Genomic DNA, 25,281 nt, shown 5'->3' with positions numbered 1-25,281 from the left:
GAGCTAAGAAGGAGGGGGGGCCTCAAAGAACAATAAATGGTGTTTGTCCGGTTCGATTAGAAAACCAGGCCCATCTGGAGAAAACCTCCTTCCATCGCCATATCGAATACCCGGGCATCATCAGATTTCTTCTTGTATGTCACATACCTGTAACCACCTTTTACGAATCCCCATCGGCCGTTGTTCATTGGTATGCTGTATTTCAAGGCGGTTTCGGCCTCACCACCGACGGCATCGTCCAGGAAAGCCCCGCTGGCTTTGCACGCCAAAGAGAGAACTGCCTTTGTGCGAGTGGATTTCAGACATTTCTCGAATTCCAGGCCTGCCATGGCCATGTTCAAATCATTGTCCATGACGTCGCCGCCCATTCCCATTTGCATTTGCATGAGCTTTATCCGGTCGTTTATCCTAACGTAATCACCGAAAAGGCTAATTCTGGAGGAATGGGTGTGAACAGCATCGTAAACAAGTCCCAGACGTTGTTCCAGACGTTCCCATTCTATGTTCACTCTTTGGCCCGTTGTGTATTGAGAATTTCCAAACACAAAGGATTTTCCCGGCTGTCCTGACCCCATCATCATCATGGGCATAACAGAATATCGAAGTGCCCATTTCGATTTAAACTTGTACATTGCCATGAACGAACCCATCGCACCATGGTCGTCAAGCCCCATATCAGCATTAAGATCCACATCGTCCAAACCATAATATCCCCCGGTCATTCCTCTGGAGAAACGCACCTTGCCTTTTGTTCTTGCAAAGAAAACATCTCCACCCAATTCCCATCCTTTCGTGGGGTGCTCAAGAAGGGCACACTCCAACCCGTGCTCTGATGTTGCCGAACTTGAGTGCCTGTCGAAGAGCCGGGCCGCTAAATGCTGTTCAATGGCGGGACGACATTTCACAATTTGTTTTGAGGCGATTTGCGAGCCTGAGGCGTGTGAGGTGGCGGAAGTCACCAGAGCAACACCCCCGTCGGCTTGAAAAGAAGGTTGTGTGGGGTTTCCAGCGTGAGCAGACAGCGCCACGAATGCGATCACGAGAATTTGGCATACCAATAGCGTTTGGGTCCTTCTCAACATACCCGCCCTCCCGAGTGAAGTTTCTGACAGCCCTTTTACAGGGGGCTCAGAGAATGTCAAGGCAAAAATGACTATTGCTTCAAATAATTAGATTTATAACTTAGAAATAGGATTATATATACTGGAGGTATTCTTATCAATACATTGAAATATGGCTATTTTTATAACAAATCTCCAGTGAGTCCGTCGCATTGCGTCTTGATGACGGTCCTGAATACCACGTGCTGCAATGATCATCTATACGATCATCGGCGTTCAAAGCAGGAGGGACAAACAGGATCAGACGTGTAAGATTAGAGGGAAAGATCGAGCGGACGAGCATCTCCAGGAAAGCATGCTCGCAGGATTGGAAAAATCACGGATTGGTAGAGAAAAAACGGATAGGGCACCTGCTCGTGCTGCTATCCGTTTCCGAAAGTCTATTTCTCTTTCTTGCCTTTGCCCCACACGCCAGGGCACTCGCTACAATCCTGCACGACAATGCCTTTCTTAAGAGCGCAATTGTCTTTCCTGGTTTTGAGGCATTGGCCGTCCTGGAAGCAGCAGTTGATGTGAGGCTTAGTTCGCCCTTCCCCGGTCACGTCCGCGGCCAGGACGACAGTTCCGGAAACCAGCATAACCGTCACAAGCAGAATCACCAGAACAATGCTAGCTGAGAAACGTTTCATCATGATACTCCCCTTTGTCTTTCAAAAATCACCTTACGTTCATGTGAGGTGGACGCCCCTTGCAATATATTTTAGGATGCCAGTTTTTAGCGAAAAGTCAACGCAATTCATACTGTTCATGACTGATCATATAAACAATCTCGCTCTAACATAATGAGAAGATCTGAGTACTATCGACTTCTAATACGCTCCTCAGAATGCTTTTTTTGCAACGACAGGGTGGGCGAACCGCTTATTCTTGATAACTTTTCTCAAGTAACAGTTGACATCAATATCATAATCTCCTATCCTTTTTGTAAAGGAAACGTGGCCAACAAGAGTCGACGGATGAGAGCATCGGCAACAATGAGAATCCTCGGATACGCGATACTCGTGCCGTATATTGCCCTCATGGTGACAAATGTGGCTCTCAGATGTTCTTGCCGTATGGTTGGGGAGCAAGGCGAAAAGCGTCATGTGACTCACAGTTGCTCGCACGACTCTGCGAAGCTTTCCGCAGGTACTCACGATCGTCTCGGTGTGCTCGACCATGCATCAATCTCAGCCCATTGTTGTCATTGCCTCACCCTTCTTGTTCAAGGCCCACGACCCCACATAGCCAATCCTCCGGAGAAGATGTCAGCTCAAAGCAAGAGCATGACGATTGGAACCCTGCCGAATGCCTCATTGTTAACTATAGGGGCCGCCATCAATAGCGGAGACCCGCCTTTTCTCGTCCATCCGAGACTCCAGACCACCCTTCTTCGGACGATAATTCTCCTGATTTGAGAATTTCGCAGCAATCCATCGCGTTATTGTGGCTCTAAAACCATGCGTGCCTTTTCATAGTTGTTTCCATGACAAGTGGAGGCTAGACGATGAAGAAGCTGGTTGGAACGGCCGACGCTATTGCATTTTTGACCTCGATCCTTTTTGAGTCAGCCGGAGTCGCTCTTCGATACACGGTCTGTCCGCAGGCTAGTGCATCAAAGGTTCGGCACGTGCAGCCGGAGAAGGTCAAAGAGGTTGAAGAGCGGCCGCGTAATAAACTTGGAATCCTTCCCACAGAGCGTCGCGGGACGCTGAGGAGAAAAAGTCATGAAAAAAGTAACCTTGCTAGTGGCTTTTCTTGTCTCAATTATCGCTGTACCATCCGTTATGGCCAGAGATGCCAACCGGGACGTATTACGCAGTGAGTGGAACGCTCAGCAAGTGAAAGAACGGCAGGATCTATCCAAGCTCAGGGCATTTGAGTTGGAAACCTCCGCAGTAGTTTCCGGTTTTCCGGGAAGGACCAAAAGAATCCCTGTGCATCACGGTACCGGGTCACCGATGCGCTAATCTGGCTGCGACAAGAACAAACGTGAAATCGAAGAATTAAATTGAGCGAGAGGAACCATCATTTTGCTGGTGGTTTCTCGTCGCTCAGTCCACTTCATTGTTGTCTAAATTGGTTGGACGTATGAGCATTGGTTGAAGGAATTTGATATGAATTCCACGACAACGAGAACCACTTCCGGAACGAAGGAGTCGGTGAGCGCTACAACCAGTTCCAGAACCAAAAAGCCGCTCCTGAAAGTAGGGACGGTTCTTAATGAGAAATGGGAGATCCTGCAGCACATTGCTACGGGAGGAAAGGGAGAAGTCTATAGAGCCAGACAGACCAATTTGAATCGAGAAGTGGTGGTAAAAATAGTCTCAGTCGAGTATCTGGCCGAGTTCGGAGACGATCCGGAGGAAGTGAACACCGAAATTCAGCGGTTCCATCGAGAAGCTCTGGCTATGGCCCAGATACGGCATCCATACGTTGCTCAAGTGTATGACCAGGATGCGGCGGTGATAAGCAAGAATGGGGAAGAAATCACAGTCCAATACGTCGTAATGGAATACGTGCCTGGCGGCCGCACACTCCGCCATACAATGCCCTTTGAAGGGTATAGAGATGAACGAGATCTCCGGCAATGGATTCGAACGTACTTTCTCCCCATATTTGATGGGCTGGAGACAGTCCATGCTCTTGGCATCGTGCATCGGGACATGAAGCCCGAAAATGTTCTCCTGGATGGCCAGACCCCAAAGATTATCGACTTTGGAATTGCAGGGGGTCCTGCGTGGTCGCAGCTCACCAAAAGCCACCACGTCGAGGGCACTATTACCTATATGGCACCAGAGCAATTTATGGATCTCGCGGAGACTGACGGTCGGGCCGATGTGTACGCATTAGGCAAGATGCTCTATGAAGCGGTTCAGGGGAAGATGGTGGACAGCAAAACAGCGTGTCCCCTGAAGGGTGTGTGCCTTGCAAATCCCTCCACCCCTTTCTTGAAAGAATTGGACCCCATCATACAACAGGCCACAGCAGAGGATAAGGAAAAGAGAATTCCTTCTGTTAGCGCGTTACGAGAGTCTCTGGAAAGGCTTCTGGAGAAAACGGAGGCTTCGGAGCGCCCATTATTCAGGGGTCTGCACCGCAAGCAGATAATTGCCATCATTGTCGTGTTATTCATCATTGTGGCCGTGTCGAATATATACCACCATTTTATAATGACCCATGAAGTCTCCATGCCTTCGCATGTTTCGACGCCAGAAGTCACACAACCCACAGAATCGGAAAAGACGTCCGAACGCGCAATTCCAGAATATGAGCCCGCAGTCCCCACCCTAACAGCCAAGGACGGCACTATTATGCACCTGGTCCCGGCAGGCCAGGTCAAGCTGCCGAGTTATGTTGGAGCCGAGGGAGGCAAAGTTGTTGAAGTTCCTCCATTCTATATAGACGAGACGGAGGTTACCAACTTCAAGTACGTGGAATTTCTGAACCAGGTGCTTTCAAAGGTCGAGGTCAAGGACGGTATCGTTCGTGTCGATGGGCAGCCATGGCTAGTTCTGGGGCCTGTCTACAGTGGGTACGAGCCGATCGTGTACAGAAACGGCAGATTCTTATTGCAAGATGAAGGTGGAGCTTCGCATCCGGTTGTGAAAGTTACAGGTTTTGGAGCCGCTGCCTATGCCACATTTTATGGTGAGCGACTTCCAACGGAAACAGAATGGCTTCGTGCAGCGAGTCGGCCGGAAGATGCATTGAAGAAGCCTACTCAAACCAGTGCTGACCCAGCCCGCGATACTGACAATCTCGAAAAGGAAATGGAAGCCTGGGCAGGAGCATTCAAAGAGGAAACCAGCTCAGGCGATGCTTCTCCAGAGCGGAGTCGATCGATTTCGCCAAAGAACGAAGGACTGCCGGATTCGTCTGAGAACCAGGGCGCTTCGACCATTCCCTACCCTGTGCTCAGCTTTGAACCGAATGTGGACGGGATCAGAGGCCTGATGAGAAACGTAAGTGAATGGGGTGTGAGACTTGGGGTGGCGCCCAACGCAAAGCCTCAATTCGTGGTGCTGGGCGGGATGAGGGGCACCATGCTGGCTGGATCGACCCCGATTCCAGGCATTGCTCAGGACCCGTCCATGGCTTTCGAAGACGTGGGATTTCGTTGTGCGAAAAATATCGATGAAAGCGGCAGGTAGTTGAAATGTCTTGCCGTTCGGACAATTTCTTCTCGCGGATAAAGGAGACTCTCCTCCTTTAATTACAGATGAGTATGACGGTAATATCATCCTGCCCCCGTCCTAGCTGGGCGGCACTCACTAATGAGTCACAGGCTGGTTGAGGTTCTGAAGAAGTCTCCACAATCGCAAGGATTTCTTTGTCTTCGAGCACGTCTGTCAGGCCGTCGGAGCATAGAAGCAGGCACGTATTGCCATCCCACGGCCAAACCGCAACCTCCGGCTCCACCTCATCAGTTATACCTACCGCTTCGGTCAATCCGTGGCGAGCATGGTGCGATCGAGCCTCTTCCTTAGTTATGAGCCCTTCTTTCAGCCACTCGGACACGAATGTATGATCGTCTGTGAGTTGCTCTATCCTGCCGTTTCTTATCAAATAGGCTCGAGTGTCGCCGATATGACCGATTATCACCTCGTAAGCATTTATGAGGGCCACCAAGAGAGTGGTCCCCATTTCTTCCCACGCAGGGTTATTTAGGGATTTGTCGTAGATTGATCTGTTGGCGTTTGAAAAAGCATCCCGAACGGTTTGCTCCGCTTCCTTTCCGGCGCTGAGTCCTTCAAGAACTGACTTTACAGTCACGTCCACGGCTATTCTGCTGGCCACTTCCCCGGCGTTGTGGCCGCCCATGCCATCAGCAACTATGAATAATCCCACATTGCTGTCCACAAACAGATTATCCTCATTGGTCGATCTATGTTTACCTGGGACTGTCTTATGCCCGATTCTCACTTTTACTCCCTGCAAAGCTCTCAGAAAGGATTTGGCATGATTTCACGTCATTCTGATCACGGTTTCTTATTGATATACATACGATAGGCCCCAGGGTCAACTTGGCAAGGTAGCATGGAGTCAGGCAGCGGAGTGAACAACGAATAAAGCCCTGAACCGGCGTTCGAGAAACTTGGTCTTTCAGCAGACACGTAATTGCAGTTTGCGACTGTAATCGGCCTGATTGGGGTTGAAATCGGTTTTTTCTCAGTTGTTTTTGAGTTCTACTATAAAGAATCGAGCAGACCTTGACTTTTCAAAGGAACACCATGATTATAGGAAAAATGGAGATTACAGGATGAATCGTCCAGTTACAGGTATAATCATGCTATTATTCTTCTGGGCAAATACAGCTTTCGGACTGTCCGCGATATGCTGTTGCCCAGTTGATATTCCGGACATGATGAAGTGTTCCTGTGATGATTGTCAAACCGATCGGCACGGTTCCTCCTGCAATCAAAAAAGTGTGGCAAACCATGACAATGGGTGTCCGTCTTTTGGATGCGCTCAGGGCCCTACTCCAGCGAAACTGGCTGAACCTGAGACGCTTCTGACACAACACCAGGTTTTGACCCTGCCTATAGCGGTTGACAATACCGGCCGGTTTCTGAGATTTGCGTGGTCAAATCCGCTTACATCCGTTTCTCGTCCGGAGAAACCTGTGTCACTTCTTTTACAGACCTGCTCTTTCCTTTCTTGATTCCTCCAGTACAGAAGATTATCTTGGCACGTAGCCGGGCTCATCTCCTCGGTGGTAACTAAGACCAAATGGTGAAAACTGACTCTCGCGAGTAAGTGGTGCCGGCATATTCGCCACGACGTGTCCAAAGAGAAGAAACGCTGTTCAATGGGGGAAAACATGAATGACACAGTGTCCATTTCAAAGAAGACTTTGAAGAGAGTCTTATTGGGTTCGCTGATCGTCGTTGTCGCATTGGCGATCTACTTGATCAAGGGCTCAGGACACGAGCAGGCGCCGACTGAATCTCAGACTAAATCCAGTCAGACGGGACAGCAGACACAGAGTCCTGCTTCCGGGGGACATGCCCATGGTTTGCCCGCGAGGGTAGAATCCACGGGCGGAGGCCCCGTCCGCTACGCCATGTCCGAAGAAGCCAAGATGCTGGCGCAAGTGCAGACCACGGAAGTGAAGAGAGAGAAGGCCGTAAAGAAGTTGAGAATGGTGGGGATGGTCATCGACGCTGAGACGAGAGTCGCAACTCTGACCGCACGGATCGACGGGCGGCTTGACGAGGTATTTATAGATTTTACCGGGGTAAAAGTAAACAAAGGCGATCCCATGGTGACAATATGGAGCCCGACGCTGATCAAGAGCCAGGTGGAATTGTTCGAGAGCATCAGGAGCAGAGATGTTGAAGGCGTTATCCGCGGGGCAGAAGAGAAGCTCAAGCAATACGGGATGACTGACGAGCAGGTGAAGCGGATTCGAGAGAGCATGAAGTCCGAGCTGTACGTAACCCTTAGAGCTCCCATCAGCGGCATCGTAATGAAGAAGATGGCGGTTCTTGGCCAATTCGTGAAGGAAGGTCAGGACATGTTCGTCATCAATGACCTGTCCCATGTGTGGGTGAAGCTGGATGCTTATGAGCCGGACCTCCCATGGATAAGGTACGGACAAGAGGTCACCTTTACGACACCATCGTTTCCTGGAAAGACTTTCAAGGGCAAAGTCATATTCATAGAGCCTGTGCTAGAAATGGAGACTCGTACGGTCAAGGTAAGGGTTGATGCAGAAAACCCGGACTATGAGTTGAAACCGCATATGTTCGTCAATGCCGAGCTGGAAGCGGAAATAGACGACCAGGGCAGGGTAATAAAACCGGAATGGGTTGGAAAATATATCTGCCCATTTGATCCCAAAGAAGTCAGCGACGTTCCAGGAACTTGCCCCAAAACCAAACAACCTTTACAGCCTGCTACAGCATACGGATATTCCGGTGTCGAGAATCCGCATCTTCCTCTTGTGGTTCCTGAGACAGCGGTACTTTTTACCGGAAGGCGATCCCTGGTGTACGTGGAAGTACCGAATCAGGATCAGCCGACGTACGAACAGAGGGATGTAGTTTTGGGGCCCAGGGCGGGAAATAAATATGTGATTTCCGACGGCCTGAAGGAAGGGGAACGCGTTGTTGTCAATGGGAATTTCGAGATCGACAGTTCTGTTCAGATTTCCGGCCAGCCCAGCATGATGAGTCCCGCTGAGCCTGAGAAAGCCACTCCATCCGCGAGAGAGGCAATTTCTGAGGAACCTGAACCCCAAGAAGATCACGCGGGCCATGGAACACCTGAGAAGGAGCCGAAGGCTCCCGTTGAGAAGGCTCCTGAGGCAGATCCCCATTCCGCCCATGGGAAGGAGGGACAGTGATGTCAACACAGAATAGTGAAACCGAAGTTGCAACGCACACATTCTTCTCGAGAATGATGCGCTTTTGGATGACACAAAAGCTTCTTGTATTTGTGGGCCTTATAACACTCCTGTTCGTTGGCCTAGCGGTAGCTCCGTTTGACTGGGAGCTCCCCCTGGTCCCAAGAAATCCTGTACCTGTGGACGCGATCCCGGACATAGGTGAGAATCAGCAGATTGTCTTCACCAATTGGACCGGTCGGTCACCAAGAGACGTTGAGGATCAGATTACCTATCCTCTGACCGTGCAGTTGTTGGGAATCCCTGGGGTCAAATCAATCAGAAGCTATTCGTACTTCGGGTTCTCTACCATATATGTGGTGTTCGAGGAGAACATCGAGTTCTACTGGTCACGCACCCGAATATTGGAGCGGCTCAACTCCCTCCAGCCCGGCGTTTTGCCCGTAGGGGTCCAGCCTGCGCTCGGCCCGGATGCTACAGCCGTAGGGCAGGTATTTTGGTACACGGTCGAAGGCAAGGGATTCAGCCGAGAGGAGCTTCGCACCATAGAGGATTGGTACGTGCGCTACTACTTGCAGTCTGCCAGAGGCGTGAGCGAAGTCGCGTCCGTGGGTGGATATGTGAAAGAATACCAGATAGATGTCAATCCGAACGCGATGAGGGCCCACGGTGTTATGCTCCAGGATGTGTACAGAGCAGTGCAGAAATCAAACCTGGACGTTGGTGCGCGCACCATAGAACTGAACAACGTGGACTACATGATTCGTGGTTTAGGATTTATCCGTTCGATCGGGGACCTCGAGACCGCAGTCGTGAAGGTAACTAACAATGTTCCTCTCTATGTGAAGGATGTGGGCAAGGTCTCTTTAGGCCCTGCTTTCAGACAGGGTGCTCTCAATAAGGCGGGGGCAGAAGCAGTAGGTGGGGTCGTAGTAGTTCGTTTTGCCGAAAACCCGCTTCAGGTAATTAAGAATGTCAAAGCAAAAATCGAAGAGGTCGCTCCTTTCCTGCCTAAAAAAACATTGCCGGACGGAAGCGTTTCTCAGGTCAAAATTGTCCCATTTTACGATCGCACTCAACTGATCCATGAGACCCTGGGCACACTGAAAAATGCTCTTACCGACGAAATCCTAGTGGCCATTATCGTCGTCGTGGTGATGGTCAACCATTTGGTGAGTTCTGGCCTCATTTCGCTGATTCTGCCTTTGGCAGTGCTAATGACGTTCATGACCATGAAGACGTTCGGGGTTGATGCCAATATTATGGCCCTTTCCGGTATAGCCATTGCCATCGGCGTAATGGTCGATATGGGCATCATTCTCTGCGAGAATATTCTGAGGCACATAGAGCATGAGCCACAGGGAAAAAGCCGATTTCAAATAGTCCATGAGGCTGCAACCGAAGTCGGTGGAGCGGTGATGACGTCGGCGGCCACTACGATCATAGCGTTTCTTCCTGTGTTCACTCTAACGGGACCTGAAGGGAAGCTTTTCAAGCCCGTGGCGTTCACCAAGACATTTGCTATTGCAGCATCTCTGTTGTTGGCCCTCTCAATAATCCCGCCTCTGGCTCACATTCTCTTTACCAAGAGAAACTTCAAGAATAAGACCCTTGCCACCGTCTACGGCCTCGTAGTAGTCGCGGGTTTTGGAATTGGATATTCACTCTCCTGGCCCATTGGGATGGCCATCATGCTAATGGGCGTCATCAAAGTTGTATCACTGTTCTTGCCAGAGAAGGCTCGAGGGAAAATCCCTACCATCATGAATCTGGTCGCGTTGGTTCTGGTAGTGTTTCTGCTAGCGGAGCACTGGATGCCCCTCGGAGTCGAAAAAGGACTGACTAGGAATATGATTTTTGCAGCGGGAATCATTTTTGTGCTGCTGGCCTTCAACAAGGTCCTTACCATCTATTATCCCCGTGCCTTGGCCTGGGCTCTGGACCACAAAGCGACTTTTCTGACTATCCCGATATCACTGGTGATTTTTGGCTTGGTGATATGGCTCGGGTTCGACAAAGTTTTCTCGTTTATTCCTGCTGCTGCGGAGTGGACGGGTATAGTGCGCCCCACGATCAGCGTCGAGGCAAAGGAAACGCAGCAAACGAAAACCCCCAAAGCCGGCATGCCCGGCATGAGCCACGACATGGGCACAGGTAAGCCGGGCGAAGCTGAGATGCCCAAAGGTCCGATTAGAGAGACCAAGGTGTGGAGGAAGCTTGCAGGACTCTTCCCCGGGCTGGGCAAGGAGTTCATGCCGCATCTGGAGGAAGGTTCATTTCTGTACATGCCCACGCTTATGCCGCACGCCTCCATCGGAGTCGCGCTTGATATCCTTGCAAAGCAGAATCTTGCAATCAAGGCAATTCCTGAAATCCAATCCGTGGTGGGAAAGATCGGTCGCGTGGAAAGCGCTTTGGATCCCGCACCCATTTCAATGGTGGAAACAATAATAACCGTAGTGCCCGAGTACAAGATGGAACCAGAAAAAGGCCACCATGAGATCGATCCAAAGACGGGCAAGCCAATCCGGAACTGGCGACCGGAGATCAAGTCCATGGATGACATCTGGGATGAGATCGCGAAGGCCGCACATATTCCCGGGGTTACCATGGCCCCGAAGCTGCAGCCAATAGCTACACGAGTAATCATGCTGCAGACAGGAATGCGATCGGCAATGGGGGTCAAGATCAGAGGAAATAGTCTGGAGGACCTTGAAAAAGCCGGTCTCCAAATCGAAAAGTATCTCAGGGAAGTCCCAAGCATAGAGCCGTCTTCAGTTATAGCGGACCGGCTCATCGGCGCTGCATATCTTGAGATCGTCATCAACCGGGAAGCGATAGCCAGATATGGTGTCAACATTCAGGATGTAAATGATGTCATCGAAATAGCCATTGGAGGCAGGCAAATCACCACGACCGTCGAGGGCCGAGAGCGTTTCCCGGTTCGAGTCCGCTACGACCGAGAATTACGCGACTCGGTTGATGCGCTAAGAAATATCTTGATCCCTGCCGTGAATGGCGCACACATTCCAATGAATCTCGTGGCCCAGATAGAATATGTCCGAGGCCCTATGGTGATTAAAAGCGAGGACACTTTTCTTGTGAGCTACGTGATCTTTGACAAAAAGCCCGGAGTAGCCGAGGTAAATGTCGTTCAGGACGCGGATAACTATTTGAAACACAAGATAATGACAGGAGAGCTTAAACTGGCCCCCAATACTTCGTACTGGTTTGCGGGGGCATACGAGAACCAGGTTCGTTCAGAGAAGACCATGATGATCGTTATTCCGGCAACATTGTTGTTGGTGTTTTTGATCCTGTACTTTCAGTTCAGGTCGATTCCGACTTCCCTGAACGTCTTTTCGGGGATATTCGTCGCATGGTCAGGCGGATTCCTGCTGATATGGCTCTATTCGCAACCGTGGTTCCTGGATTTCAGCATTTTCGGCGTAAACATGCGGCATCTGTTCCAGGTGAGGCCGTACAATCTCAGCGTGGCGGTGTGGGTCGGTTTTCTCGCTCTCTTCGGTATAGCCACAAACGACGGCGTCATATACTCCACGTATCTGGATCAAGTGTTCGAAAAACATACCTTTCATTCTGTCTCTGAAATCAGGGAAGCAACAGTTGAAGCGGGTATCAAGAGAATCAGGCCCGCTCTCATGACAGCGTCGTGCGCGATTTTGGCTCTCATCCCAGTCTTGACGTCCACAGGACGCGGCTCGGACGTGATGGTCCCCATGGCGCTGCCCACGTTTGGAGGCATGCTGGTGGCAACAATCACCATTTTTGTCGTACCCACCATCTATTGCTTGGAGAAAGAAATCGTGTTCAAGAGGAGAATTACAGAGGAAACCACATAGAAAGAACAGGAGGTTCGAGAAATGAGATCGAGACTTATGAATTCGGGATGGATCCTTATGGCTTGCTTGGCGTTGTTCGGCCTGCAACTCGCTGCCACGTCACCAGCGCTGGCACAGGAAGTCAAAGAGACGCCAAAGGTATCCGAGACTCCATCCGCGACGCCGGAGTTGAAGAACGGCATAAAGCTCATCATGGACGGCTCCGAGATGATGAAAAAAGGCGCGGACATGTTGGAGAAGGGCAAGAACAGGGAAGACGCCATGCAATTGATGGAAAAGGGCCAAGCGATGATGCAGCAGGGCCAGAAGCTGGCAGATGCCGCTCAAGAGAAGATGATGGGCGGTAAAATGGGCGAGAAGATGAAGCCCATGATGGAGAAGATGGAGAAGATGATGAAAGGCTGCAAGATGATGCAGTCGGGCATGAAAATGATGGATAAGAAGGAGCAGATGACCGAAGGAAAAAAGGAGCTGGACGAAGGTCATAGTCATGTCCACGAAGCCGGGAAGAAGTTGGAGTCTGGTCAGGAGACTCCAGCGCCGAAGGAGAAACCGAACCAATAGGAATGAGATCGCCGCGTTCTGGAGGAAATTGTCATTGCGAGCGCAACGGAGCATGATGAAGCTTATTGAAAATTGCGCTCTTGAAACAGAATAGGAATCGCCCTCACTTTCCTGTCCCGCCAGGGGAGACCCCGCGAAACGCGGGATTCCTTTGACGGCCTTGACGAGAGGGACAGAGGAGGGTGGTCTTACGGGCGCCGTTCACCACAGCCTCGGCCCTTAAAGAGTGAGATCGCTTTGGGCTATGAAAAGGAATGTTCCTGGACCTGATTACCGTGTTCGTCGTTCCGACTATTTATTGTCTGGAGAAGGAAATTGAATTTAAACGAAGGAACAAGTTGGTACAAGAGGGAGAATAGAAATGTATGAAAAGCATAGTCCCCGGATGTTTTCGCGAGTAATCACCATATCGATCATCCTTGTTTTTGTTGCAATCCATGTTTCGCATGCAGACCAATTTCTTCAACTGCCCGATGGGTCCAAAGTGGATCTATCTCATAAGTGTCCGGTTTGCGGAATGGTTATAGGCGGAAGAGACGGACAGGGTGTCACCGTCACATTCAAAGAAGGACGAGTAGTAGGATTTCATGGAGTGGCTGCTGCTGTTTTTAAGGATGGACGCGTGGTGGGTTTCGATGGGGCACGCTGCTTATTCATCTACAATTCAGTGCCTCAGAAATACGATATAAACGTTGCAGATCTCGCCCGCCAGTATGTCACCGATTTTGTGACTAAGAAGATGATTGAACTTCGGACAGCCTTTCTAGTCCTTGGCAGCGAGGTCAAAGGGCCCATGGGGTATGAGCTTATTGCCTTCAGCAATATGGATGGAGCAGCAAAATTTGCATCTAACAACGATGGAAAATGGATTGTTCAGCTCCACGAAGTGGCCCGAGCAGCACAGGAAGAGCCCGCAGACATCGGAGTAAAAGAAAAAACGGAGCCACCGAGCGTTGCAGAAGAGAAGGTGCCGGCTCCCGCAGTCGAACCGAGTACGGCTCAACCCAAAGAACAAGCAATTGAGGCTCCCAGAAGACGCACAGCGCCCCAACGGAGGCAACGATCAGACCCGTACGAACCTTCTGTGGGTGGGCGTGGGCATCACGGCGGTGGTCATCATTGATGAGTATTGATGGAGAAGTATGTTACTGACCCGCATAGATTCCATGAAGCATTCAGATTTGTACCGAGCCACCTTGACAGCGCAATTGGACGTCTTATGGTTTAATCAGGGAGAATAAAATCCATGACGATCATGGCGAGACCTCATTATGGAGCATACTTCATCACCCTGATATTCCTGGTAACAATGGGTACGCAAGTGTGTTGTTGTGTGTTTCACCACCAGGAATATACTCCCTGTGCTATAGGATCGTCTACCGGCGCTTCAGAATCTTGCGACTGCGGACCGTGCCCGAACATTTCTGCAGTCGCTAACGGTTCGGAATCCCAGACTTCACAATTCAAGGGTACTTACCTGATGGGCGCACAGTGGGGGTTCTCCACCCTCATATCCCCTGCGGTCTCTAGCCCGCAAATTTCAAGAGGAAACTTGTTCCTTCAGGGACAGTTGCCTGTCAATCCTCTTATTACCTCACTTCGTACGATCGCTCTCCTCATTTAAGTCTTATCACTGTTTATCACTGTTTCGAGCATTTGGATAATTTGAGCTCAGTCATGAGCGTCGTTTGGCGCAAGAAGAGATTATCCCGATACCCTGCTTGAACCTGTGCAATCGAGAACGAAAAGGGCGCAGTCCAGTTTCAAGCTTGGGCGTGCATTATCCGCTAATGCGTGCGGGACACAAGAACTTGGGATAACGGAGAAAATAGATGAAAAAACTTCTAGTCATATTCATGTTGTTGGCAATGTTGGCTCCTGCTCCATTCGCCGTGGCCAGGGATGCGAGCCGGGATTATCTCATGCATATTTGGAAACAGCAGCAGGGCGATCAGAAACGGTGGCGAGCAGTCATGACGGCCAAAACCCTCGCTGAGAGGGAAGAAGCCTACAAGACATATGTGTACAATTTGCCACGGCTCTGGGAGCCTTGGCCATGAAGCAGGATAGCTGAAATACTAGGCTTATTACCACAGAACTGCTGGCAGAATCTGCATCTAACAGCGCATAAGCGCAAAGGATAGTGAAATGAAGAAGCTTATTACCATGTTGACGCTTTTAGCGTTCCTCGTCTCCGTTCCTGTTGCCTTTGGCAGAGGCGGGCACACCCGGTTTAATCTAGATAAAAAATGGAAAAGAATCGAGGCTCAGCAGAAAAGACAATCGGAGAAATTCGAAGCCATTGAGAGAGAGGCCCGATCGGGCGATGCTCTCCCTGAATCGCGTACGCATCCAAGTCCTTATGGCAACATCAGAGCCTGGGAGCCGATGCCTTAAGTGTTCAGGCACAAGCGAAGAAAACCACTGGGGGCCTGAAGTGTCCCCAGTGGTAAGGAGTGTCGAGCTGGCACGGAAGTAGCTCATGAACTGAGACAGCCCTTGGCCATTATCGGTAGCTTTGCTCACCGAATGATCAAGCAGTTCGGTTCAATCCATCCGTGCGATGCATCTAGAATGATGAGAGCTCATGCGCCAGAGAGACGTGCTCGGCAAGATCATCCGAGCATCTCAATAGGATCTCGGCAAAGGATGCCTTTCCACTTGACAGGCATCTTTCCGAGATTTAATATCGAATTACGATAACGAACTACGATACTGGAGATAATATGGAACCTAACGAGTTCTTTTCCGGATTCATCCGTCTGCACGTACTTCACCATGCTTCCGAGGAACCTATATTCGGACTCGGCATTCTGGAGGAACTCGGCAGCCATGGTTACAAAATTAGCCCAGGCACCATGTATCCGCTTCTCCATCGAATGGAGGAAAGGGGGCTATTGCTGTCAGAGAAAGAGCTGAACAACGGCAAATTTCGTCGGCTTTACAAAACAACCGAGTTGGGCAAGACGGTCTTGGATGAGGCGAAGGAAAAGCTCATTGAACTCTTTGGTGAGCTTTTCGGGTTAGAAACTGCCCAAACGAAACCGAGCTCGAAGACGCCGAGAAATGGGAATAAGGATTAATCGTGGAATACTTCGTCATTTGTGTCGTTGCCCTTGTCGTGTCAGCGCTGACTCTGTTTTCGGGATTCGGCTTGGGAACTCTCTTGATGCCAGCCTTTGCTATCTTTTTTCCCATCAATTTCGCGGTGGCCGCCACAGCGGTGGTTCATCTGGCGAACAATCTATTTAAGGTTCTGTTGGTAGGCAGGCATGCGGACGCGAAAACTGCATTGAGATTCACAGTTCCAGCCGCATTGTTCGCAGCGGTCGGCGCTTTCCTGCTCGGTTATCTCTCCGATATGAAACCTCTCACACAATATAGCTTGGGTGGCCATTTGTATGAGATTACTGTAGTAAAGACAGTTATGGGAGCTCTGATTGCTTCTTTCGCTTTGTGGGACCTGTTACCTTATTTCGAGAAGCTGCAGTTCGACTCCAAATATGTCCCCGTTGGGGGTGCGATGTCAGGGTTCTTTGGTGGTCTTTCAGGGCTTCAAGGAGCTTTGCGGAGCGCATTCCTGATCCGATGCGGTCTGAGCAAAGAGGCCTTTATTGCGACTGGTGTGGTGTCAACTGTGGCAGTGGATATGTCCCGACTCGTCATCTATAGCAGCACGTTCGTCGCAAGGGATTCTGCCCTATTGGGAACTCACGACGGGACTGGACTCATCATGGCCGGAATAGCCGCAGCTTTTGCAGGTTCATTCATCGGGGCAAGGCTTATGAAAAAGATCACCATGAAGACTGTGCAGATGATTGTCGGAATGATGCTGCTGTTGCTGGCGATTGCCTTGGGGGCAGGAATCATTTGAGAGGAAAAAACAGCTCTCAGAACAAGTATGTCAAGCTGAAGCCTATGGTAAGCGCCGAATATCCCAACTAGAATGTCAGGTCTCACATTGATAGCTCCGTCTACCTCAAGGCTATACGCCGCGCCTGCCAAAGAGGAATTCGGCCTGGGCTGACCGGAGTGTTTTGTCACGATCTGACTGTAGCCGGCCATAAAACTGTAGAGACACGGTCCATAACATGGGCGATGGTAAAATCCTGCTGCTCCCATGACTTGAATGATGGGCTCAGGTCCCACAAACCTGCGTTTGTAGATGGAGTCTCTGATACCCCGAGACCTCTTTCAAAAACACTGATTGAACCAGCCAGTCGGCCAGACAAAGATTTTCGTTTCACATTTCATTGTGCATCATCGCTATGTGGGCTGCCGGTCCACCGAACGCGATAATGCCCAACTTGAGAAATAGAAGTGCGACTTCGGTTGGTCTAGGTGACACGGATGAGTTCATGCCTCCCTTATTTCATTCTAAAGACAATATATCTCCAGGCAGTCTCTTCAATACGGGGAATCTGGTGACAGCCTCCCGCGTCAAGCGACGAAGTACGATCGAGCGCCTGGCTGACTCCTTTAGTAGTCTGACTGACCGATCGAACCAAAGGCCGTTTGAAGTTCGAGGCAGGTTGTGAAAGTCCACGCCAGCCTCGGAGTAGTAATCGGCGACTTTCTTTAAAACAACCGGTCTGAGATTAGGACCAAATCTCAGGCCTAAGGTATGAATTCCCTTTTCAATGCATGACTTGCAGAAATCCTGTCCTCGTTTCAGCTCTCGTATCCGCTCAATGGAATCAGACAAGAAATCGGTTATGGTGAACCTGGTCGGATCGAAAACAAGACAACAGAGCTGGACCTGTCCGCGAGAATTTAGCACGATTTGCTCTTCCCGATAACTGCATGGAAATCTCTTGAAGGGACCTGATAGTTGCATCAGTTCTTCATAGGGAAAAAGCAGGATTTCAAACAGTTCTTTTTCCTCGTCGATCGTCCTTTCCTTTTTTTGCGAGTCGGAGAGATACTTTAACAATCTTTCCAGAGGAAATAGCGCAGCTATGGATTGTCTGAAAAAGAACCCAAGTGAGGCGGCAAATTTCCGCATGAGCACGAGCTCGTCCAAGTTACCAAGATAGCGTATATAATTAACTTCTACCCGAGTGCGGCTGTTAGTATTCTTCCTCACCTCAGAAAGCCAAATCATGTTTTCTTTGACCCGCTCGACATTTCCTGCCGCGTGCATTTTCCCGTATGTATGTTGATTAAAGCCCGAAGTGCTGATAACAAAGTTCGCGGGATTGCTTGCCACAACGCGATCTATATTGCGTCTAATGTTCAGGTTGGAACTTACTCCGCAAGGAATATTATGGGAATTCACTATGTCGATGAGGTCGGGCAGTTTGGGATTCAAGAAAGGCTCTGCCCAGTTGTAGAGATAGACAAAAGAGATTTGGCACTCTGAAGTTGCTTTTCTCAGTATAGAATCCAGCAGTTCCGGCTCCATGAGTTCATTTCTGCGAACCGGGTTCTTCGGGTTTGCCTGCGGACAGGAAGGACATTTCAAATTGCATGTAGACGCTACATCGATCAGAAAAGAATAATTCTCGTTCACTTTCACCAATCGCTCCCTTGCTTTCCTGCTTTCTGAATTTCTCATTCTTCAAATGAATCGAATGAGCAAAGTGATCCAGAGAAGCCCTATCAAGTACGATATGGCTACATCACTGGGCCAATGCGCTGCCAGGGCAATTCTTGCAATCCCTCCAATAATAAGAAGCGAGATGCAGATCACCATCAGACCCCATCGAAGACCTCCCGACGCCTTGACTCCGGCCAGAACAGCCAGGAAGCCGACTGTCGCCATGAAATTGAAAGCGAAGATCGACGGAAATGCAGAGCCTGGACTTGCTTCGGTCACCTGAACCAGTTCCGGGGAAGGTCGTGGCTGGGAAATTACCGGACCAAGCCATGTTCCCAGCAACCACAGACCAATGAAGCTGGCGACAGACAACAAAGCTGCACGCCAGCCCGCAATCACCCATGAAAGGGCAAACGTGATCGCAATCAAGATAAAGACGAACGGGCTTTTGGCTGTTGACGATAGGACTTGAGCCCAGTGTTTAGATTCGGGCAGCAAGGATTGTATCAGTCGGGTGCTGCTCACGTCCCCCGGAAGATAGGGATAGTAATTGAGACAAATTGTAAGCAAAATTGCCATGATGAGCAGAACCAGCCACACCACGTCTTTGGTTTTCATTGTGACCCCGGTTTTCTCACTTGGGTGGCGTAAATTGAGCTAGTTCATAGATGCCCAGAGTTCTTTCCTGTTCCGCCACTTGAGCAACTATTTTTTCAAAACCGCCTTCACCGAAGAGTTTCTCTTCCTTTTCCTCGAATTCTTCACCAAGAGAATCAAATTCTTTCCCGGATACAATGGTTCGCAAGGCAGGAAATAGGACGGTGTCTTCGCGTGAAGCATGGGGTCGATACATTCTTATGAACAAGTGCAGCGTTTCAGCCAATTCTTTCTGTTTCGGAGCATCCTTTAATGTTACAGGCTCGGCAGATTTCTTGATGAATTCCGTCAAGCGACGGCCCGCCTTGTGCTGCTCTTTGAGGATCGTTACCAGATCGACCAGCTTGCCGGCTTTCTCAAACCGAGGAAACAGGTAGTCTTCCTCGAGTTTTTCATGATAGTCCTCGACGAATTTACGTATTATTCCGGCTGCATTTGAAAGCACTTCAGCAGGAAATTCTTTCCCACCCATGAGGCGACCCTGAATGTCTTCGTAGACAAGCAAGATTCGACGAAGGACCCCATGCTCACGCATCAGGTCCTCGGGTGGGGAAACCTCTTCGGCTTTCTTCTCTTCTTTTTTCTTTTTTTTCTCTTTTGATTCTGCATGGGCAATGTGGGCTGTAGAATTGATCACAGCGGTACCGGTAAGAAGAATTCCCGCTTTCGTTAGAAATGTTCTTCGAGTTTCACATAAGATAATTTCACTCATAATAATGATCCCCCTTTTCTGTTCTCAACAATATCAATCATGCCGAAACTAATTCTAATTTCTCACTGTAAGACATTGTGCACGGATCCGTCAATTTGGTCGCCTCGAATGCAAAAGGAACAGGGCATTACGAAATGATATCTAAAGACCTGCCCTTATAAGAAACGATGCAACAAGAGAACCACGCTTTTCAATGTCTGGTACCAATGTGCTTTCATAGAGGGAATATTGAGAAACCTGTTAGTTGCCGGTCCCGGCAAATCTCCTTCCCTACGAACGGAACCGCCTGACTTCGCTTCGGAGGCATGCCGGGACCGAATTTGCTCCCGCCGATGGTGGGATTACTTCTTTGAACGCACATTCCAATAAAAGACCATATACTGCATCAGGTCTTTTATTGTTTGTTGTGGCGTTGTGCGCCATGGGAGTTGGTATGAGATCATTGAGAGGCCCCAGGCTGTACCTTGTCGTCGAATTGTGCTTTGGAATCGTATACGAACAATGCCGTAAGCTTGTCCCAGAAGTCTCCACCGAGAACAAATAGGCTCGCAGCAAAAATGAAATCAGCAGCCAGGTTAACGTAAAGTCTGGCAGGAGAGTCGTCGGGAAGCCATTGAGGCGCATAAGCCATGACATAGGTGGGAACCAGTGGGATAAGGAACATTATTAGCCCGATAGAGTATCGGGTCTTGCCCACCCGTGCAGTCGGTCTCAGACGTTTCATAAGTGAGAAGGCTTTTGACTTGATACGTTGGAAATTCTCTTTTCCGAGAATCGCCGCTGCAGCAAAGATGAGAACTTCAGGAATACCGGCTGTCAACAGTCCGATTATCGTGGTTTTCATCACCGCGGACCAATTCGTCTTAACAACCAGGAATCCGAATAATGGCGAGATCGTCGCAAGAATGAGCAAGGTTATTCCTGCATAAAGCCGAGCTTGTCTGTTCACTTCCATGGATTCATCCTGAAAATCTGGAGATATGTTTGATCACAAGAATAATGGGGTCGCAGTATAGCTCTCTTCAGTTCTGGAATCTACCGGACTACCGCCTGGCAGTCAATTTCCGACTTCAGACGCTATCTCACACGTATAGGCATTGCCAAAATAAACGACCGCAACTTCGCAGAACGGAAAAGGACCGCTGTGCGGCGGTCCTGCCATTTTGGTCTTTGGGGGTCTAAGCTGCTTCTGTCGCTCCCCGGTGGAGCTCAGTTTTCCACGTTCATTGTGACGTTGTTTTCATCCTGAACCCTGAGGTGTTTATCCTTTTGCTATCCTCGGAATCATCATCATGTGATGAGGACAAATCGAGCCGGGATTCTGGTATGCGCACTCTGCGAATGCGAGCATGTATTTGCGCATCTCGGTAAAAGAAACCACCTCGTCCACGAATCCTCTCTTGGCGCAATAGATTGGTTTGGACTGATCGGAATATTGCTTGGCAAGAGCGTTCATCTTGTCAATGATCGGCTGTAGGGGTCTACCTGCGTCCTTTTCTTTCACGAGGCGTCTGGCAAAAGATGCGGCTGAGGCGGTCTCACCATGCATGACGTAAATCTCGGTGGCAGGAGTACCCAGTGCAAAAGCGGTATGATTGTTCGCTGTCGGCCCGCCCATAATATAGTGGGCGGCAGCAGTTCCCTTACGAAGCACGAAGAGCATCATGGGAACATCGGTTTGTTCAATAGAGTAGATGAGCGACTGCCCCAGTCCGAGAAGCTCAGCCTTCTCCGCGATGTCACCCACGTCTATCCCCGACGTATCCTGGAACCAAATTATGGGGAGTCGATCTCTGCCGCACAAAGTAACGAACTCATTCATTTTGATGAGCCCTTGCCTGTACAGCTTGCCTCCAATGCCGGGATATGGCGCATATTCCGGATATCCTGCCCCGAGAAATCCCTGCTTGTTGCCGATGACTCCGACCAGGAATCCGTTCAGTTTGACCAATCCTGTGTACACTTCCGGACCGTACTGCGGTTTGTACTCCATGTGCTCGCTGTTGTCGGTGAGTCGTGCGAGCACTTCATCAAAGGCGTACACCGATTTCTGGTTCACGGGGATGATGTGGTTCAGATCCTCTTTGCCGAATTGAGGTTCCGCCGGCTCTGCCACACGGAAAAACTTCGGGTCGTAAGCAGGGATCATGTCCATATAGCCCTTGAGTGCATCGAGAACAGCTTCTTCAGTCTCGAACACCGCCTTGAAAAAGCCCGTGCTATCATAATGGACCTGAACGCTCCCCGGGGGAAGTTCGGTGAAATGCCTTGTCGCTTCGATGAGTTGTTCAGCTCCTTCTTCATCGAAGTACCCTTTCGGGGTCATCCCGCTGACTATTCCTCCTCCACCTACAGCTATATTGCAGTCTTTATGCGCGAGGAGGATCGTGGGGCTGATGCCCTGGTAACCACCACCCGCAGGATTGGTTCCCCAAATCCCTGCCAGGACGGGAATCCCGAGCTGTTCCAATTCTGCGTGGCGGAAAAACGGGGTTCCTCCACCCCTTCGATCCGGATAGACTTCTTCCTGTTCGGTGAGTTTCACGCCTGAGCAGTTCACCAGCCAAACCAGAGGAATACGAAGGCGCTTCGCCATGTCGGTGACTCTGAGGATGTTCTCCGACTGACCAGAGATCCATGCGCCGGCTATCACCTTGTTGTCAAAGCCTATGATAACCGCCCATTTGCCATTTATCTTGCCTAAACCGTTGACGACGCCGGTAGTCCCTTCTTCGTTGTTCTTGGGATTGAATATTGAGTGCAAGGGGCACCAGGTTCCAGGGTCAACCAGGTATTCGAGGCGTTGCCAAACAGTGAGTTGTCCTCTTTCATTGATCTTCTTTGCAGGAATTCCGGCATTCTTGACGTCTTCTATGGCTGCTGCCAATTCCTGTTCTATTGCCCTGATCTGTTCGACGTTTTCTTGCGTATTCTTGATTCTAGCCTGGCTGAGCGGTTTTCCGATCTTTGCCATGCTTTCGAAGTATGGTCTCATTGTTTTCCTCCCTCCGTCGAACATTCTCACTTCAACGGAGTAGATTTGATCTTCTTCGGCTATAGAGGCACGGTAGCCATTGTTCATGGATTGAGGGACAATCCTTGTCCCCTTCCTGCGGGCAACTTCGTGCATCTCCAGGTTTAATCAGCCTCATATTCTCGGCATTTGAAAATTGCGTGAAAAGCCGATGGAATGTCCAAAGGTCGAAATAACGCTTCCTTCTTCTTCCACAGCAATCTGACAGAAATTCTTACTCTATTATGAGCAAAACGTCCCCGACGTTATATGACTCGCCAACTTTGGCCTTGATTTCTTTTACTGTTCCATCATGGGTGGCGACCACAGGCAATTCCATCTTCATTGCCTCTATAATGACCAGCTCGGCATCTTCCGAGACGCCCTCGCCCACTTCGGTCGTTATCGCGATAACCTTGCCGTTCATGGGCATGGTGATTTCCGCCATGTTGAAAACCTCCTACAATCGTGTTCCTGACAAACAGTTCCGATTCCGGGACACTGTTCGTAATACGCACATTTTCAAGACATTACGTTCAGGTTATTCTTTTTTCAGCAGATTCGATCTTTCAAGAGTCACCATTGTGCGGCCTTATGTCGTACGACTTCGATCACCCTGGGGTTGCACAGCAAATTGTGCATGCCCTCCAGGATAAGTTCTTAATGTTCACGGACAAGATGGAGGCAAAGAATTTGTTAAAATCCCTCTCTCAAAAAAAATGGCAGTAGAGATATATCAGCGCGGTCCTTCATGCATCTAAAGCAAGCGGTACCGTTATTCCGGCGAAGAGCTGAAGAAATTCACAGCCTCTTCGCCTTTATTTTCGTACGGGGTGACGGCGAGATCCGACGAGAAATTCCTCTAATTTATCGGCTCGGACCGGTTCTTCTCGAACTCTCGGATCACCGCAGCCACTGCCGGACCTTTGCATTCACCCCGGAAGGAGTCGATCTCTCCGCGCTTCGACTATCTGTTCGCCTTTTTGAGGCCCAGAGCGTCCTGGGCGATTATCATCTTCATAATGTTGGTAGCGCCTTCGAGAATCTTGTACACTTTTCCGTCACGAAGGATTCTGGCTATGGGATATTCATTGGAATATCCATATGCACTCAACACTTCGAGAGCGAGGTTGGGTACTTCATCAGCCGCTCGACATGCATAATACTTTGCGAGCACGGTCTCTCGCATGTTGTGCACAAGCCCGCGATCCTTCTGAATTGCGCATCGCCAGACAAGCGCCCGAGCAGCTTCGGTTTCAGCAACCATCCTTGCTATGACTTCCTGGACCATCTGGAATTCGGCTATGGATTGGCCGAATTGTCGCCGTTCGGTTGCATATTTGACTGATTCGTCTAGAGCTGCCTGGCAAGTGCCCACTGCGCCTGCCGCTGCAGAAAGCCTCGTGCTTATAAGCTCCTGCATGAGATAACCGAATCCTTTGCCTTCTTCGCCAAGGCGGTTACCAGCAGGGATTCTCACGTCTTCCATGATGATTTCGCCGGTGGGGCAAGCCCAAAGACCGAGTTTGTCTTTCGTGGCTATGGTGGAGACACCCGGAGAATCCATATCCATGACAAAGACGCTCATACCTCTGTGTTTGGCCTTTTTGTCAGTCATGGCAAAGATGACGGCCATATCAGCGACCGGGCACCAGGTGATCCACATCTTCCGGCCGTTTAGCACGTACTCGTTTCCATCCCTCTCTGCCGTGGTAGCCATGGCTGCGGTATCGGATCCCGAATCAGGCTCGGTGATACCGAAACAACCGAGAATTTCAGCGGAAACAAGAGCTGGAATATATTTTTGTTTTAACTCATCACTTCCCCATTTCAAAATGGACATCGAAGTGCCCATCGTCTGCATGTTGAAAGCGACCCTGAGCGATCCCGAGACCCTACCGATCTCTTCGGTGGCTATCGCGTGCGCCAGATAGCCCATGTTATTGCCGCCGTATTGTTCAGGGACCGGGCAGCCAAAAAGACCCAATTCAGCCATCTGGTTCACCAGTTCACGCTGGAAACGGTGATCGTTCTCATCTTTATCGACAACAGGTGCTACTTCGTTATCCGCGAATTTACGAACCATATCTCGGAGCATTATATGCTCTTCAGACAACTCCACATCGTACTCGTCGCTCATGCGAGGCTCCTTAAAAGGATTTTCCGGAACAAAAGAGTTCCGGGCCGGGCTGCATAGGCGGTTCCCATACTATGACGAAACGGGTAATATAACCGCTAAGCCAACCCCGTTGACAAAACCACCCCAAAGCGTACACAACCGGAACGAATGCTGATGCACACGATAGACCTGTAGTGTGCTAACGACAGTAAAGCTGCAACAGCCCTTCCTGCCGGGTCATGGTACGACGATGGTTTGGCACATCGAATTCGTTAAGAAAGCCATTACCTCCCAGAGGGGAAATACCTCAAGTTTTGACCAGATCCGTCATCTATTCAACTCCAGGCTCTCCAGTGAATGTTC

Annotated in this window: 22 protein-coding genes and 1 pseudogene; 12 read left to right on the top strand and 11 right to left on the bottom strand. The window is 49.9% G+C overall.

Features of this window, described 5'->3' with window-relative positions:
* Positions 1-56 precede the first annotated feature (56 nt).
* Both DESTI_RS11375 and DESTI_RS11370 read right to left on the bottom strand, forming a co-directional pair.
* The gene (locus DESTI_RS11375) at positions 57-1,082 is read right to left on the bottom strand and encodes a hypothetical protein (protein WP_014810109.1); all 1,026 of its coding nucleotides are present in this window, start codon (positions 1,080-1,082) and stop codon (positions 57-59) included.
* A 419-nt stretch (positions 1,083-1,501) separates the two neighbouring features.
* On the bottom strand, positions 1,502-1,753 hold the full coding sequence (locus tag DESTI_RS11370; RefSeq protein ID WP_157212141.1) for a hypothetical protein: 252 nt from the start codon (positions 1,751-1,753) through the stop codon (positions 1,502-1,504).
* Between the two features lie 324 nt (positions 1,754-2,077).
* Between DESTI_RS11370 and DESTI_RS11365 the strand changes: the two genes are divergently transcribed.
* The 3 genes from DESTI_RS11365 (at position 2,078) to DESTI_RS11355 (ending at position 5,254) form a co-directional block, all read left to right on the top strand.
* Positions 2,078-2,518, top strand: a complete 441-nt coding sequence (locus DESTI_RS11365) for a hypothetical protein (RefSeq protein WP_041286148.1) — start codon at positions 2,078-2,080, stop codon at positions 2,516-2,518.
* Positions 2,519-2,827: 309 nt separating this feature from the next.
* Entirely contained in the window at positions 2,828-3,070 is a 243-nt protein-coding gene (locus DESTI_RS11360) for a hypothetical protein (RefSeq protein ID WP_014810106.1), read from the top strand.
* A 147-nt stretch (positions 3,071-3,217) separates the two neighbouring features.
* Entirely contained in the window at positions 3,218-5,254 is a 2,037-nt protein-coding gene (locus tag DESTI_RS11355) for a bifunctional serine/threonine-protein kinase/formylglycine-generating enzyme family protein (protein WP_014810105.1), read from the top strand.
* Positions 5,255-5,312: 58 nt separating this feature from the next.
* Here the strand turns inward: DESTI_RS11355 and DESTI_RS11350 are convergent, their stop codons facing one another.
* A complete protein-coding gene (locus DESTI_RS11350; RefSeq protein WP_014810104.1) occupies positions 5,313-6,026 on the bottom strand; it encodes a Stp1/IreP family PP2C-type Ser/Thr phosphatase in 714 nt (237 codons plus the stop codon).
* Between the two features lie 898 nt (positions 6,027-6,924).
* Between DESTI_RS11350 and DESTI_RS11345 the strand changes: the two genes are divergently transcribed.
* The 9 genes from DESTI_RS11345 (at position 6,925) to DESTI_RS11310 (ending at position 16,752) form a co-directional block, all read left to right on the top strand.
* On the top strand, positions 6,925-8,451 hold the full coding sequence (locus DESTI_RS11345) for an efflux RND transporter periplasmic adaptor subunit (RefSeq protein WP_014810102.1): 1,527 nt from the start codon (positions 6,925-6,927) through the stop codon (positions 8,449-8,451).
* A complete protein-coding gene (locus DESTI_RS11340; protein ID WP_014810101.1) occupies positions 8,451-12,314 on the top strand; it encodes an efflux RND transporter permease subunit in 3,864 nt (1,287 codons plus the stop codon). Before DESTI_RS11345 ends, DESTI_RS11340 begins: the two co-directional genes overlap by 1 nt.
* Positions 12,315-12,335: 21 nt before the next feature.
* The gene (locus DESTI_RS11335; RefSeq protein ID WP_014810100.1) at positions 12,336-12,878 is read left to right on the top strand and encodes a hypothetical protein; all 543 of its coding nucleotides are present in this window, start codon (positions 12,336-12,338) and stop codon (positions 12,876-12,878) included.
* A 361-nt stretch (positions 12,879-13,239) separates the two neighbouring features.
* Entirely contained in the window at positions 13,240-14,001 is a 762-nt protein-coding gene (locus DESTI_RS28765) for a nitrous oxide reductase accessory protein NosL (RefSeq protein WP_014810099.1), read from the top strand.
* 123 nt (positions 14,002-14,124) lie between these two features.
* Positions 14,125-14,502 (top strand): hypothetical protein, encoded by a 378-nt coding sequence (locus DESTI_RS30705; protein ID WP_014810098.1) that lies wholly within the window; start codon positions 14,125-14,127, stop codon positions 14,500-14,502.
* 208 nt (positions 14,503-14,710) lie between these two features.
* On the top strand, positions 14,711-14,938 hold the full coding sequence (locus tag DESTI_RS11325) for a hypothetical protein (RefSeq protein WP_014810097.1): 228 nt from the start codon (positions 14,711-14,713) through the stop codon (positions 14,936-14,938).
* Between the two features lie 88 nt (positions 14,939-15,026).
* A complete protein-coding gene (locus tag DESTI_RS11320; RefSeq protein ID WP_014810096.1) occupies positions 15,027-15,275 on the top strand; it encodes a hypothetical protein in 249 nt (82 codons plus the stop codon).
* Positions 15,276-15,604: 329 nt separating this feature from the next.
* The gene (locus DESTI_RS11315; protein ID WP_014810095.1) at positions 15,605-15,961 is read left to right on the top strand and encodes a PadR family transcriptional regulator; all 357 of its coding nucleotides are present in this window, start codon (positions 15,605-15,607) and stop codon (positions 15,959-15,961) included.
* A gap of 2 nt (positions 15,962-15,963) precedes the next feature.
* Positions 15,964-16,752, top strand: a complete 789-nt coding sequence (locus DESTI_RS11310; protein WP_014810094.1) for a sulfite exporter TauE/SafE family protein — start codon at positions 15,964-15,966, stop codon at positions 16,750-16,752.
* A 372-nt stretch (positions 16,753-17,124) separates the two neighbouring features.
* Here the strand turns inward: DESTI_RS11310 and DESTI_RS31750 are convergent.
* The 8 genes and pseudogenes from DESTI_RS31750 to DESTI_RS11275 form a co-directional block, all read right to left on the bottom strand.
* Positions 17,125-17,238 (bottom strand): annotated as a pseudogene (locus DESTI_RS31750) (chromate transporter); the annotation flags it as partial.
* A gap of 12 nt (positions 17,239-17,250) precedes the next feature.
* The gene (locus tag DESTI_RS11305) at positions 17,251-18,396 is read right to left on the bottom strand and encodes a radical SAM protein (RefSeq protein ID WP_014810092.1); all 1,146 of its coding nucleotides are present in this window, start codon (positions 18,394-18,396) and stop codon (positions 17,251-17,253) included.
* A gap of 42 nt (positions 18,397-18,438) precedes the next feature.
* Entirely contained in the window at positions 18,439-19,035 is a 597-nt protein-coding gene (locus tag DESTI_RS11300; RefSeq protein ID WP_014810091.1) for a phosphatase PAP2 family protein, read from the bottom strand.
* A 16-nt stretch (positions 19,036-19,051) separates the two neighbouring features.
* Positions 19,052-19,786 carry a hemerythrin domain-containing protein gene (locus DESTI_RS11295; protein ID WP_014810090.1) on the bottom strand — a complete coding sequence of 245 codons (735 nt, stop codon included), beginning with the start codon at positions 19,784-19,786 and terminating at the stop codon, positions 19,052-19,054.
* 439 nt (positions 19,787-20,225) lie between these two features.
* Complete coding sequence (locus DESTI_RS11290) at positions 20,226-20,741, bottom strand: hypothetical protein (RefSeq protein WP_014810089.1); 516 nt, start codon at positions 20,739-20,741, stop codon at positions 20,226-20,228.
* Positions 20,742-21,047: 306 nt separating this feature from the next.
* On the bottom strand, positions 21,048-22,781 hold the full coding sequence (locus tag DESTI_RS11285; RefSeq protein WP_014810088.1) for an acyl-CoA carboxylase subunit beta: 1,734 nt from the start codon (positions 22,779-22,781) through the stop codon (positions 21,048-21,050).
* 253 nt (positions 22,782-23,034) lie between these two features.
* Positions 23,035-23,247: a biotin/lipoyl-containing protein gene (locus DESTI_RS11280; RefSeq protein ID WP_014810087.1), complete on the bottom strand. Its 213-nt coding sequence runs from the start codon at positions 23,245-23,247 to the stop codon at positions 23,035-23,037.
* 519 nt (positions 23,248-23,766) lie between these two features.
* A complete protein-coding gene (locus DESTI_RS11275) occupies positions 23,767-24,939 on the bottom strand; it encodes an acyl-CoA dehydrogenase family protein (RefSeq protein WP_014810086.1) in 1,173 nt (390 codons plus the stop codon).
* Between the last annotated feature and the right edge of the window lie 342 nt (positions 24,940-25,281).

Source organism: Desulfomonile tiedjei DSM 6799 (assembly GCF_000266945.1).
GTDB lineage: Bacteria > Desulfobacterota > Desulfomonilia > Desulfomonilales > Desulfomonilaceae > Desulfomonile > Desulfomonile tiedjei.
This window is presented reverse-complemented; position numbering and strand designations above follow the sequence as displayed.

What these genes read in the sequence shown, in the direction of transcription:
- DESTI_RS11365 (WP_041286148.1), top strand. Translation starts at nt 2,078, where the DNA reads ATGAGAGCATCGGCAACAATGAGAATCCTCGGATACGCGATACTCGTG.
- DESTI_RS11280 (WP_014810087.1), bottom strand. Translation starts at nt 23,247, where the DNA reads ATGGCGGAAATCACCATGCCCATGAACGGCAAGGTTATCGCGATAACG.
- DESTI_RS11375 (WP_014810109.1), bottom strand. Translation starts at nt 1,082, where the DNA reads ATGTTGAGAAGGACCCAAACGCTATTGGTATGCCAAATTCTCGTGATC.
- DESTI_RS11320 (WP_014810096.1), top strand. Translation starts at nt 15,027, where the DNA reads ATGAAGAAGCTTATTACCATGTTGACGCTTTTAGCGTTCCTCGTCTCC.
- DESTI_RS11360 (WP_014810106.1), top strand. Translation starts at nt 2,828, where the DNA reads ATGAAAAAAGTAACCTTGCTAGTGGCTTTTCTTGTCTCAATTATCGCT.
- DESTI_RS11285 (WP_014810088.1), bottom strand. Translation starts at nt 22,781, where the DNA reads ATGAGACCATACTTCGAAAGCATGGCAAAGATCGGAAAACCGCTCAGC.
- DESTI_RS11335 (WP_014810100.1), top strand. Translation starts at nt 12,336, where the DNA reads ATGAGATCGAGACTTATGAATTCGGGATGGATCCTTATGGCTTGCTTG.
- DESTI_RS11300 (WP_014810091.1), bottom strand. Translation starts at nt 19,035, where the DNA reads ATGAAAACCAAAGACGTGGTGTGGCTGGTTCTGCTCATCATGGCAATT.
- DESTI_RS11315 (WP_014810095.1), top strand. Translation starts at nt 15,605, where the DNA reads ATGGAACCTAACGAGTTCTTTTCCGGATTCATCCGTCTGCACGTACTT.
- DESTI_RS11370 (WP_157212141.1), bottom strand. Translation starts at nt 1,753, where the DNA reads ATGATGAAACGTTTCTCAGCTAGCATTGTTCTGGTGATTCTGCTTGTG.
- DESTI_RS11290 (WP_014810089.1), bottom strand. Translation starts at nt 20,741, where the DNA reads ATGGAAGTGAACAGACAAGCTCGGCTTTATGCAGGAATAACCTTGCTC.
- DESTI_RS30705 (WP_014810098.1), top strand. Translation starts at nt 14,125, where the DNA reads ATGACGATCATGGCGAGACCTCATTATGGAGCATACTTCATCACCCTG.
- DESTI_RS11340 (WP_014810101.1), top strand. Translation starts at nt 8,451, where the DNA reads ATGTCAACACAGAATAGTGAAACCGAAGTTGCAACGCACACATTCTTC.
- DESTI_RS11275 (WP_014810086.1), bottom strand. Translation starts at nt 24,939, where the DNA reads ATGAGCGACGAGTACGATGTGGAGTTGTCTGAAGAGCATATAATGCTC.
- DESTI_RS11345 (WP_014810102.1), top strand. Translation starts at nt 6,925, where the DNA reads ATGAATGACACAGTGTCCATTTCAAAGAAGACTTTGAAGAGAGTCTTA.
- DESTI_RS11295 (WP_014810090.1), bottom strand. Translation starts at nt 19,786, where the DNA reads ATGAGTGAAATTATCTTATGTGAAACTCGAAGAACATTTCTAACGAAA.
- DESTI_RS11325 (WP_014810097.1), top strand. Translation starts at nt 14,711, where the DNA reads ATGAAAAAACTTCTAGTCATATTCATGTTGTTGGCAATGTTGGCTCCT.
- DESTI_RS11355 (WP_014810105.1), top strand. Translation starts at nt 3,218, where the DNA reads ATGAATTCCACGACAACGAGAACCACTTCCGGAACGAAGGAGTCGGTG.
- DESTI_RS28765 (WP_014810099.1), top strand. Translation starts at nt 13,240, where the DNA reads ATGTATGAAAAGCATAGTCCCCGGATGTTTTCGCGAGTAATCACCATA.